The sequence below is a fragment of the Cyclobacterium sp. SYSU L10401 genome, from assembly GCF_010993705.1.
Classification (GTDB): domain Bacteria; phylum Bacteroidota; class Bacteroidia; order Cytophagales; family Cyclobacteriaceae; genus Cyclobacterium.
The window spans coordinates 352980-364587 of the sequence record NZ_WOFO01000003.1 but is presented as its reverse complement, the minus strand read 5'-3'; the positions used below and the strand labels follow the sequence as shown (position 1 = coordinate 364587).

Here is an 11608-nt window from a genome sequence, read left to right as displayed (position 1 = left end):
ATGCCTTCTTTTACTTAAAACTAAAGTAGGTTTCATAAACATTCCCAGCAAAGAATTTACCGAAGGTAGCTATGGCCGAGATTCCATCACCTTTGCTTTTGGGATGGATGGCTTTTACGGTTCGCAATTGCCGCAATAAATCAGCCACTTTGATCACTAATTTTCCTTTTCCTAACAATGGTCCTTGGGAGTTCTTTCCTTCATATACTGAGATAAACAGCGTTGTAGTATCCTTCCAGGCATCCACCACATGGTCATTAAATACATCCTTAAATCCTTCAAAGTAATAGCTTTTCCCTTCTTCACTCAACAATTCAGCAGTATAATTCATTTTCTTTCTGGAGTCATCGGATTTATCAATGATAAAAAGATTGAAAACACCATTATAGGCACTCATTGGTTTTTCAGAAAGGGCAGGTGCCAGCATGGTCCCAATCATTTTGCCCGGATGATTCTCCTGCTGTACAAATTCCTGAATGTCTTCTGTCTGAATGGTCAGGGTAAATTCGAAGGGAGAATTATCTTTCTTACCCCTGGAAAATCCGGATTCAAAGTCTTCCGTTTCCCCCATACCAAAGAAACCTTTCATTGATTCGGTAAATTGTACGCCTGTTTCCAGCGAAGGAGGGTTGTCAGGACCTTCTGGCACATTTGAAAAGCCATCATCCAGCTGATATCCTTTTTCATCAGCAATCAACTGGCAGCTCCTTTCCGCCAGGGCACTTATGGTGAGCAAGGGATTGGTGCCCACCGGCCGGGGAATGACCGCCCCATCCATGACATACAATCCTTCATGCAGTTCTTCTCCCTCCTGTCCGGCAAAAACCTGTCCTTTGTGGTCTACCACCCCCAAGGCTGCATGGTCTGCCATACCACATCCACCCAGGGGATGCACCGTTACCAAATCATAGTTCATCAACTCATTCCAGGTGGGATTGGGAATCTTTGTCCCGCCAAGCGCTTCAGTGGCACTGTACATTTCACCATTTACCTTTTTAAAAATCTCTTGCTTCCCTACTCCCTGCCAACTGATGTTTAATTTGTCCGTTTCATCCATTTTCAGGACCCCATTTCCATCATCATGGGTCATCACCAGGTAAACTTGTGTCCTGGCAAGCGCTCCATGAAAGGGACCCAAAAACAAGCTTCGGATTTCCCGCCATTTTTCCTTCAGGTAATCCATGATGCCCCGATCTGTGTCTTTACCGGCAAGTCTGGAAAAAGCAATAAGTGCTTTTGGCATGATTCCCCTGATGGGACCAGGTATGGTCCCTTCCTCCAGTGTCATGCCAGCTTCCAAATCCTCCCTTTCCCTCAAATCTATGACGCTGGTAATGCAGGGACCCACGTCGGCAATGCTTTCCGTACCTTTTTTCCCGAGGCCAATGCCGTTGATGCGGTGCTCATTGTTATACCCAAATCCCAACACGTCGCCATTTCCGGTAAATCTTTGGCCTAATTTCTTAGAAACCTCCAGTCCCATTTTTGCGGATCTGAGGAGAATTTCAGTGGAACCGAGGGAACCAGCTCCCAGTATTACATTTTTGGCCTGTACAAACAACAAAGGGGCATCGAAATGATCTCTCCCGATACCAATGGGATGATAATATACTTGCCAGAAGGCTCCCTTTTTCTTTATGTACCGGACATTGATTTCAGTAAAAATTTCTGCTCCATGATTATAGGCATCCGGTAAATAATTCATGGCGGTGGTATTTTTCGCCCCAATATTGCAACCGGTAACGCAATCTCCACAATTGGTACATTTGGCCTGCCTGATCCCAACATGGTTGGTCTGATCCTCGAAATTTACATTGATATCCAATAGGCGAAAGGGGGCAGACATGTGGGCTGCAGATTTACGCATGGCTTCCGTTTTTTGCAATTTCGGATATCCATTTTTATTCTCAGGATAGGGATTGGGCTTTAACATTGCCCAGGCCCGTTTTATCCCCAATTCAAAAGAAGGCATGTCTGTTCTCAGTGCATTGGGCCAGGCGGGGTCTTCCATTACCCTGGGTTCAGGTTCAATAGAAACGTTGGCATTCACAAGGGAAGTACCTCCCAAGCCACAACCTTTGAACACATTGATACCACTTCCCATGGTAAATTCGTACAGGCCGTTCTTTTCCAGATTGACAGTCTTTCCACCTACAAAATTCATCTCTTTCGATGCCTGAAACAATGTTTGTGGAAATTCACCCGGTAAAAATTCCTTTCCTTTTTCCAGGAGGCAGACAGACTGCCCACACCGGGACATCCTCGAAGCGGCAATGCTACCGCCATACCCAGAACCTATTACCACATAGTCATAATAGGGTTTAATGGAAGTCAAAGGTTTAGCTAACTTTTTCATTTTTGATGTATATAGGGTCCTCAATCAAATCATAATTTATATCCCCTCCTTCAAAGCGGGGCTTTTCAGCTGTTCCTACATTTTCCCAATTGCTTACTACCTTTTTTACGCCTACCGGAAAAATGGTGATTCCTTCGCTATTCACTGAAAACCGGAGGAAATTCTTATATCCCTCCCAGCGGTAGGAAGAAGAGGCTTCTGTAATATGGTTTTTTAATATCACTACACTGAAAGTCAGGTAAAACCCAAACAAAACCGCACTTATAATCCCTCCCGCAAGGACCATTTCAGCAGTAAATAGGATTACTTGCCGGGGTTCATTTATCCCAAGACCCAATTGGTTAAGGTTAATATAGGAAAAAAGCCAAAGTAGAAAATAAAAATTGACCAAATGAAGCATCCCGTGGATCAGCCCTGCCAGGTAATTCCAGTTTTTACCTCCGGACTTAACGTCCGTAAATATCACTATGCCTGCAAAGAGCAAAATATTCAAGAACAATGCACCCGGGTGATGACTTATGCCTTGTATGATCAAATAGAAAAAATCAGCAGCTTGTCCATCAAAGAGACTCAATTCACTCATCTTTTCCATTAGCGAGGCTCCCGAGTAAACCTTGGTTTGTAAAACCCAGGAAGTGAAAACATGAAAAAAGCCGAAGAAAGAAAGCATGGTAAGGCTGAAATAAGGGAAAAGTAAATTTAGCATACTCAAATTTACCGAGGTGCTTTTTGAAGGAAAAACCTTTTTCAATTCATGGGTTTTCCCATCAATTCCAGAAATTTCCTGCTTCAGGGTATGGGTTGGATGCATGAAGGCTCCCCCTCCTCCTGCGGTAATCAATTGACAAGGTTCACCCTTGCTATCCTTTGATTCATAGCGGGCGTAGTGGTGCAAATCCCCCGTCAACACCGCCTTAATCTGGATGGTTTTATTCTTTTCTTCATAGTTTTTTTCACCCTTTCCAAAAAGGACCCATTGGATAAAGAATTCCAGGCGGTCAAAAGATTCATTTTTGGCGTCAAAGGATTTGTAAACCCAGGATGGCTCAGAAGTGCATAATATGATTTTGCTCCTCTCATTTAAATGTTTTTGGGCAATTTCTCTAAAGTAACAGATCTGAGGATAATCAATGTCTGCATTCAATTGTACGTCAATGGCAATAATCCAATAATCATGGGGTAATTTTAAAGCAAAATAACTTCTGCTCTGCCGGGTTTGCCAATTTCCAAACGACCTTTTTTGGGTAAATAACCTCAAAAAATTGGTCAATCCGTCGTACCAGTCATGGTTACCCGGAACAGCAAAAACATCGGGACGGTCTGGATCATTTTCTATTTTGGGAAATGCAGCTATATAGGGGCCTCTCAGGCGGTTATCGTATTCAATTTTTTCAGGGGTAGGATAAACTTCATCTCCACCCATAATCAATACATCCCCTCGCTTTAACCGTTTTCCCCTCAAAGTAAGGGCATCCCTGGAAAGGAGTTCAGCCAGGGTATACGTAGGGTTAAACCCATCTCCCAGGTCAGAAATAAAGTCTACCCACAACTCCTCCTTGTGAGAATAATCGTAAAATTTGGTTTCTTTATCCAAAGCAGCTTGCAGCTCCCTCCTGTCGGCAAAATTCCCAAATACAGATGACAAAACTGTCTTAACTGCCGTGAAAGCCAATTGCTTTGGATCGTACCAATTGACCATGGGCTTTTTTTCAAACTTCATGTTGCATCATTTTTTTTATCAGGTTAAATTTTAATCTCATGCCCCCCCTGCCTCCATTTTGCTTTTTAGCCAAAGCCTTCCAGGTACAACGGAGCCTGGACACAAAGGATTGCTGGAGGCTGCCTTCCAGTACCATTTCAGAATCTGCTTCATTTTTGGGTCGCAAAGTAATTTCTGAAACTTTAAAATCCAGTCCCGCCAACCAATACCAGGGGCCTTTGCAACTCATTTTGGCAATCAACAGCCATTCTTTTCCCTCAATGGTCAGGGTGGTAATTGTTTCAAGCTGAGTCAGTGAGCCCAAGTATTTTACCTTAATCTCATGTATCCCAGCTAAAAACTCTTTTTGGTAATGACCTAAATACAAACTGGAAAATACCTCCAACTGCTGCTGATCACCTAGAAAAGAAAACCGTAAAAAGACAAAATATCTTACTATATCCAACTTCTTCTTGAATTCCAGCTCACCTGTAAAACGAAGACGGAAACACAGGTAATCACCCGTATCCCTGGTTTGGGTTGCAAGGATATCCAGTTTCTCACCAGCATCTGATACTTTTAAAAAATAGTTTTTTGCATCCTGATAGCCCATGTTGATCAAATCACGGTTGCTTATTGTTTCTAAAAAAAGCTCCGGATCCAGGGGAAGGGGAAAATGGGGTTTGATAAGGAACACTTTTATGGGTTGCCGTTGCCCAAATACAGCATCCCCTCTTTCTATGGCCCTGTTTATCAGTTGGATTTGCTCAAATTCTTCCCAAAGGGCTCCATTGGCACTCATTTCTATGGAGTGGACATATTGGTGCAATGCACCTGAAAAATAGGTTGGGTAGTTGCCTATCCCCCAAGCCAGCCAGATTTCTTCCGCCCCCATCCTTACTGCCTCCATCAGGTTGGCATCCTTGATCCAAACAGCATCTATGAACCAGTCTTTACCTATTTTAAGGGCAGGCATGAGTATAGGAAGGGAAACGCCGGCTAATAGGTGTTTTTCATCAACTTCTTTCGCAGAAACGGCCTGAATGGTTTTATTAGAAAAATTACACAAGGAAAAAGTAATGGGTAAACCCAGACCCTTAATGGTGTCCAACTGCACTCCAAAGTGCGGCAAAACTTTTTGTTGAATATTGTCGGCATCCCCCAGGCCCTTTAATTTCCAGGGCCTTAAATAATCCCGAAACCTGGCTAAGGAGGCAAAATGTCTGATAGGTAACGTCCTCCATTTTTCAATCATTTGGTCTACGGAAAGACCTGATGCCAGCATGGCAGCATTGAAAATCCCCCCTGAGGTACCATCCACATGGTCAAAGGTCAATCCCTCCTCTTCCATGGCCTTAAGGATTCCTGCCTGATAAGCCACCCTTATGCCTCCACCTGCCAGTATCAGCGATCGGTGATTCTTAGGTCCGTTATGGACTAAATGGGTCAGCATGAAGGTAGGATATAAGCATAAATTAACGGTCTATTGCCGTAGCCAACAGGTTCCCTAAGAAAAATTTTGGCCCTCAATTTTCCCATGAGCTCAATACTTTTAAATACATCAAGAAAACAATTCCGGAAAACAAATCAAAGAGGGCTACTGACAAGGCCAATAAGGAAAACAATCCTTTGAACACGCCTATAGAAACTGCCAAAAAAGCACCAAACTTCTGAAATGCCGTCCAGAGCATCACCTGTTTATTAGTAACCGCACTGTAAACCGCATGCACAACCATCCCCCCAAAAAGGGCCATGAACATACCCACTATCGCAAAGAAGTGAATGGCCTCTTCGGTATTGGCTGATTTGCCAATCAGGTTCAGAACCGTAGATGGGGTTATGAGTTGAACCAAGCCCGAAATCAGGGTAATGAAGGCAATTAAAACCACCAGCAACTCCACATATCGCGGAGAGATACCGAAAATCATTTGGTTATTTTTCATGGTTTAGTTGTTGATATTTTGGTTTGGCTTTTGCGATAAAAAAGTACATGGTGATTCCCCACATGATGGTTAAAATAATCCATCTTATATCATTCAGCCACATCCACTCCTCCAGCAAGACCTGAAGCCTTGCTTCATCCTGCAAACCAGCCTTAAATTGATTGTTTACGTCTTCGATATACCTTTGTTGGACGATTACAGGTATCAGGAGCCCGGGAATCCAGGATAAAGGAACCCAGCGCAAACCTGTTTTCCACTCCGTTACCAACATGACTACCAATGCCACTGCCATAATGGGGATGGTTATGAAGAAAAAATTGGTTGCCAGATCCGTCTGGGGAATGATGGCATCATAATAATTGTCCAGGTTTAAAGTATTAGGGTAATTGGGAAACCAAAAAAAATGCAGTGACCAGAACATGCCCAGGTACATGGAAGCACAGAAAAAAATATAGGCATTACTGAGGTCGATTAATGTCTTTTTTATCGGGTTCATGGCATTTTGAAAGGTTTAAGGGTCAAATACGGAATTTTTCGTAATCAGTAAACGCTGGAGGTGCCAGCCATTCCTCACCATAGCCCAGGGGATAAACCGTTTCCAGTCCCTCAGGCATCTCTTGAGGAGCCGACTCGTAAGTCATAAACCAACATTGAAAATGGTCATCCAGAATGCCATTCGTTTTTGGCATAAAAGTGGTAAAAAATGGATCCGGATTGATTTCCAGATCTCTTAGTTTAGCCACATTGGGGTGGTCACCAATAAAAAGGCTTCCCCTTGCTTTGCCAAATAAATTGATTCCCGCCCTGCTTTCAAAGTAAATATAGGAAGCCATCAGCATGTTTCTGAAACGGCAATAATTGGTGGCGCCAACTTTTAACTTGATGGTTGGAGATTTGGGCTTGGCTATTTCTATCCTAAAGGCAAATTTGCCATCCTTTTCATATTGGCTACTTACCGTTTGGGAGGTTTCAATGAAATCCAGGTTGGCCTGGTGCTTGGGCATACCCCAAATCCCCTTTCCCCCTTTCACCGATATTTCACTACTCACCGGCAAATCCAGTATATACTGTCCTGTGCCATAATGGCCCAACAATAAGGCATTCAAAAACCTGGGTGCAGGCTTTGAACCATGGGTACAGGCTATGGCAATGCTGTATTCTATGTATTTGCCAATACTGGTATGCAAATAGTTGATTACCGTAATCAATAATGCAGCACGCCCATTGGGTAATTTCATGGCATGAATTTCATTTCCTGGAAGCAAGGCATTGGCTTTTTCCCAGTCACAGGAAAATCCTGCCATAAGCGCAGGGGAATCTGAAGAACTGACGGGCATTTGGTAGGGGATGCCATCAACGAGAGCAAATCTTCCGGTATATCGCTTGATTCTTCTGGGAGGCATAACTTCAATTTAACCTTGTTCCAATTCACTGATCATTTTCGGAAACACATCTACATGTGCATTTTTACCGAAGAATACATCCAAATGACTATACCCGTCAAGGAGATATAGTTTATGAAATCCCGGTCTCACCTGTTCAAGATAATGAAAGGTTTTCTCTTGACTTTCGGGTAAAAAACATTTGTTCTTTTTACCCCCAAACAGCACAAATCTGGCTGCAGTCTTTGGGGAATCCGATACATAATCGGTTCCATTATCTCTTAACTTTTTTAAGGCACCATGCTGAATGCATTCTTTGATATGCCTGAAAAAAGAAAGCGGCACATGGGCAAATTCATATTGAATCCAGGATTTGGTTTTTTCATCCAGGTTATCCAATTCCCAAAGGGCCGGAAACCCGGAACCATAGGTGAAACTGACCATCTTACCTACTTTCGTATCGTTTTCCCAGTGGGTAGCCTTGACCAGATTCAATATGATCCTTGACTTAAAATCCGGTGGATAGAGACCCCATTGGGGGTCCAGGTAATTGAAAAACCTGCTCACAACTGGCATCAATACATTCAATTTGAATTTAGAGAAAAAGGGTACAACCGGGTGCAGGGAAACTGCATTACTGATAATCAGTTTCACTTCAGGAATCAGGCCCATTACAGCTGATATCATAAAACTGGTACTTCCCTGACAATGGATGATGGCTTTTATTTCTTTGGCTCCGGTGATTTCTACAATTTTTTTCACGGCAGCCGGATGGTCATTGCGTGCTACCTGGTCCAGGTCCCACTCGTTCGGTTCCAGGTGTATGCTACCCCTCCAGTTTTCCAGCCACACATCATATCCCTGCTCCGCAAGTTGGTTGATGATATTTTTCTGTGAGGGTGGATTAAAAATGTTGCTACTTACTCCGGCACCATGAACCAATAAGACCGGTCCTTTGGTAGCCTTATCAGATTTCAGGTGTCTTAAATCACACTTAAACCCATCCAAAGCTTCAAATTCTATGGTCTCAAAATACTGATTCATTATAATAATTTTTATTTGGGTTAATTTAACAAAATATCATGAATAATAAACACAAATAAATGGGTATTTTTAACATTTATCCTGCGAGTTTATTTCGGTAAATTTTCTATAATCGGTAAAAAACCTACCTTTACTTTATAAAAATCCATGCTTATGAAGTCCTTCTTTCCCTTTATAGTCCTTAGCGTGCTGGTCGTTATCGCTATCTTTGTATTCTTCCCCCTCCAACCAGAAAATAGCACTGAGGCAGAAGACATCAGGGCCATAGAGGCCATGAGTAATGCCCGGGCCGAAGCTTTCAATGCCGGTGATGCAGCAGCCATAGCTGCGCATTTTACCGACGGGGCTTTTCTGATGGCTCCCGGTGCAGCGAAAAAGATTGGGCCTGAGGCAGTAGAGGCATATTACCAGGAAATATTTGACACTTACCAAACCAGGCTGGAAAGCGGGTATGAAGAGGTTAAAGTAGATGGAGACCTGGCTTATGGAAGAGGTTTTGCCAAGGTCACCTTGTATGAAAAATCAACCGGGGATACCCTTAATTCCAGCTCCAAATATGTAAATATTCTGGAAAGGCAGGCAGATGGCAGCTGGAAAACCACCCATGATATTTGGAATGACAACGAATAATTTGGTGATATCCTATGGTTTGGGTTTAGTAGGGATCCACATCGATCAAAAACCGCACGGCACGAAACCTTTTATCCGCCTGAAGCTCCGCAATCCTATCCATGAGTTGTTGCTTGAAAAATTGTTGTACATTTCCTGACTTGTCCAGTTTGATCCATATTTCAAACAGGTAGAGGTTTTTAATTTTTCCAATCAGGGATTTTTCAGGCCCCAATATGATCTTTTTTGCTTCAATGTCTGTCAATAAATTTTTGAGGTTTCTGGCGGCATTTTCAGCCGTTTTGAAATCTTTGTGTTTGGTGATGACCTTGATGTTTTTTACAAACGGTGGATAAAAAAACTGCTTCCTCTCCCCCATCTCCTGCCGGTAAAAATCACTGTAATTTCCGGACATGATCTGCTTGAATATCAATTGATCCGGTCTTCTGGTTTGGATGATTACCTCACCGGTTTTATCTCTCCGGCCGGCCCTACCGGCCACCTGGGTGATTTGCTGGAAAGCCCTTTCTCCTGCCCTGAAATCCGGGTAGAAAAGTATGCGGTCAGCATCCACTATCCCCACCAAAGAGACTTTGTCAAAGTCCAGTCCCTTGGTAATCATTTGGGTTCCTACCAGGATATCCACGTTACCTGCACCAAAATCCTCCAAAATCCTTTGGTAACCATATTTGCTGCGGGTGGTATCCAAATCCATCCTGGCAATCCTTGCTTCAGGAAACAACAGGCCCAGACTTTCTTCAATTCGTTCGGTGCCGGTGCCCACCGTTGTCAGCTTTTGGCTCCCGCAAGCCTGGCAGGATACCGGGATTTTTTCTTTAAATCCGCAATAATGACACCTCAACTCCTCCTGATATTGGTGGTAGGTAAGGCTTACGTCGCAATGCTCGCATTCAGGTATCCATCCGCATTCATCGCAGGAAATATAGGGCGCATACCCTCTCCTGTTTTGAAAAATCAATACTTGTTCCTGTCGATTCAGTGTATCCTGAATTTTCTCTCTCAATAAACGGGTAAAATCCAATTTCAATAGATTTTTCTTCTTGTCACTGAGCATATCAGCTAAAAAAAAGTGGGGAAGCTCCGCATTCCCATAGCGCTTATCGATTTTTACAAATCCATATTTACCATTTTGGGCATTGTAATAGGACTCAAAGGCCGGCGTGGCAGTCCCTAAAAGGGTCTTTGCCTGGTGCATCCAGGACAACATGATGGCGGCATCTCTGGCCTGAAATCGGGGAGCAGGGTCAAATTGCTTGTAGGAACTTTCATGTTCCTCATCCACAATGACAAGTCCCAAACTGTCAAAGGGAAGGAATAAAGAAGACCTCACACCGATGATGAAATTGTATTTTCCTTTCAGCACGCCCTGCCATACTTCAACCCTTTCATTATCCGAGTACTTGGAATGAAAAACACCCATTTTATCGCCAAATATTTTTTGCAGCCGATAAACCAGGTGGGTAGTCAAAGCTATTTCGGGTAAAAGCAACAAAACCTGGGAGCCACTTTGGAGAACATCCTTAATCAATTGCGCATAAATTTCCGTCTTACCTGATCCTGTAATCCCCTGCAACAATACGGTATTTTTCTCTTCAAACTGCTGGTGAATACTTTGAAGGGCTTCGGTCTGAACAGCCGAAAGTTCAATCTCTTTATCAGACACGGGCTGGGTTTCGAAACGACTGACAAGTACTTTGAATGATTCCAAAACTCCCTTTTTAACCAGGGTGTCAATAGAACTTGGCGAACAGCCATGATCTGTCAAAACATTTTTGGGGAGACCCTGCGCATTATCTTCGGGTCGTTGAAAAACGGAAACCTGCTGGAGGTATTTGAGTAAAACTTCCTCCTGTTTTTCCTTACCTTTCAATGCTTCAAACAAGGCCTCCAATGAGCTTTTCTGCGCTGCATATTTTGGTGCTAATCTTATCCGGTGTTCTGTTTTGGGACTATATTTTTCCTTAACGGATTCATACACCAAAATGGCCCCCTTCGCCAGTAAACTTTTGATGATTTTATGGCTTGTTTTTCCCGGCAGCAGCTGGTCAACCTGTTCCACATTCATTTCATCATGCTTACTGAGCGTGTCCAATAACAGCAATTCCCGCTCATCCATGGGAAAACCAGGATCATCCAAATCAAAATCAGGATGGACCTGCACCCTGCTTTCTGTGGAAAGTTTCAACCCACTGGGGAGGGCAGCATTCATCACTTCCCCTATATGGCAACAATAATACGAAGCCATCCAACTCCAAAATTTAATTTGTAAGGCATTAACTACCGGATAATCATCCAACAGGTCCAATATGGGTTTTGCCTGATATACTTCAGGGGCTTTTTGATGAACCCTGGCGACAATTCCTGTCAAGATCTTTTTTTTGCCAAACTGCACCATTACCCTGAAACCAATACCTATTTGATCCTGTATGTCTACCCCAATGCTGTAGGTAAACCACTTGGGAATGGGTACGGGCAATATGATATCCGCATACAGGTTTTTTGAACTAGCGGATGGATATTGATGAGCAAAAAGATCTTCCAAAACAAAAGGATT

General features: G+C 43.2%; 9 protein-coding genes. 1 reads left to right on the top strand and 8 read right to left on the bottom strand.

Features of this window, described 5'->3' with window-relative positions; all coding sequences use genetic code 11:
- Nucleotides 1-10: 10 nt before the first annotated feature.
- From GL182_RS09405 to GL182_RS09375, 7 genes are all read right to left on the bottom strand, one after another.
- The gene (locus GL182_RS09405) at nt 11-2356 is read right to left on the bottom strand and encodes a GMC family oxidoreductase N-terminal domain-containing protein (RefSeq protein ID WP_163379405.1); all 2346 of its coding nucleotides are present in this window, start codon (nt 2354-2356) and stop codon (nt 11-13) included.
- On the bottom strand, nt 2340-4076 hold the full coding sequence (locus tag GL182_RS09400) for a metallophosphoesterase (protein ID WP_163379404.1): 1737 nt from the start codon (nt 4074-4076) through the stop codon (nt 2340-2342). The genes GL182_RS09405 and GL182_RS09400 overlap by 17 nt, the downstream gene beginning before the upstream one ends.
- Entirely contained in the window at nt 4066-5508 is a 1443-nt protein-coding gene (locus GL182_RS09395) for a patatin-like phospholipase family protein (RefSeq protein ID WP_163379403.1), read from the bottom strand. Before GL182_RS09395 ends, GL182_RS09400 begins: the two co-directional genes overlap by 11 nt.
- 73 nt (nt 5509-5581) lie before the next feature.
- Nucleotides 5582-5998 carry a patatin gene (locus GL182_RS09390; protein ID WP_163379402.1) on the bottom strand — a complete coding sequence of 139 codons (417 nt, stop codon included), beginning with the start codon at nt 5996-5998 and terminating at the stop codon, nt 5582-5584.
- Nucleotides 5988-6494: a hypothetical protein gene (locus GL182_RS09385; protein WP_163379401.1), complete on the bottom strand. Its 507-nt coding sequence runs from the start codon at nt 6492-6494 to the stop codon at nt 5988-5990. Before GL182_RS09385 ends, GL182_RS09390 begins: the two co-directional genes overlap by 11 nt.
- A gap of 22 nt (nt 6495-6516) precedes the next feature.
- Complete coding sequence (locus tag GL182_RS09380) at nt 6517-7401, bottom strand: acetoacetate decarboxylase family protein (protein WP_163379400.1); 885 nt, start codon at nt 7399-7401, stop codon at nt 6517-6519.
- Nucleotides 7402-7410: 9 nt separating this feature from the next.
- Nucleotides 7411-8424: an alpha/beta fold hydrolase gene (locus GL182_RS09375; RefSeq protein WP_163379399.1), complete on the bottom strand. Its 1014-nt coding sequence runs from the start codon at nt 8422-8424 to the stop codon at nt 7411-7413.
- A gap of 153 nt (nt 8425-8577) precedes the next feature.
- Here GL182_RS09375 and GL182_RS09370 point away from each other — a divergent pair, with 153 nt between their 5' ends.
- On the top strand, nt 8578-9054 hold the full coding sequence (locus GL182_RS09370) for a YybH family protein (RefSeq protein WP_163379398.1): 477 nt from the start codon (nt 8578-8580) through the stop codon (nt 9052-9054).
- Between the two features lie 25 nt (nt 9055-9079).
- Here GL182_RS09370 and priA read toward each other — a convergent pair whose 3' ends face one another.
- On the bottom strand, nt 9080-11596 hold the full coding sequence (gene priA, locus GL182_RS09365; RefSeq protein ID WP_163379397.1) for a primosomal protein N': 2517 nt from the start codon (nt 11594-11596) through the stop codon (nt 9080-9082).
- Nucleotides 11597-11608: the final 12 nt, after the last annotated feature.

What these genes read in the sequence shown, in the direction of transcription:
- GL182_RS09400 (WP_163379404.1), bottom strand. Translation starts at nt 4,076, where the DNA reads ATGAAGTTTGAAAAAAAGCCCATGGTCAATTGGTACGATCCAAAGCAA.
- GL182_RS09395 (WP_163379403.1), bottom strand. Translation starts at nt 5,508, where the DNA reads ATGCTGACCCATTTAGTCCATAACGGACCTAAGAATCACCGATCGCTG.
- GL182_RS09390 (WP_163379402.1), bottom strand. Translation starts at nt 5,998, where the DNA reads ATGAAAAATAACCAAATGATTTTCGGTATCTCTCCGCGATATGTGGAG.
- GL182_RS09405 (WP_163379405.1), bottom strand. Translation starts at nt 2,356, where the DNA reads ATGAAAAAGTTAGCTAAACCTTTGACTTCCATTAAACCCTATTATGAC.
- GL182_RS09370 (WP_163379398.1), top strand. Translation starts at nt 8,578, where the DNA reads ATGAAGTCCTTCTTTCCCTTTATAGTCCTTAGCGTGCTGGTCGTTATC.
- GL182_RS09385 (WP_163379401.1), bottom strand. Translation starts at nt 6,494, where the DNA reads ATGAACCCGATAAAAAAGACATTAATCGACCTCAGTAATGCCTATATT.
- GL182_RS09380 (WP_163379400.1), bottom strand. Translation starts at nt 7,401, where the DNA reads ATGCCTCCCAGAAGAATCAAGCGATATACCGGAAGATTTGCTCTCGTT.
- GL182_RS09375 (WP_163379399.1), bottom strand. Translation starts at nt 8,424, where the DNA reads ATGAATCAGTATTTTGAGACCATAGAATTTGAAGCTTTGGATGGGTTT.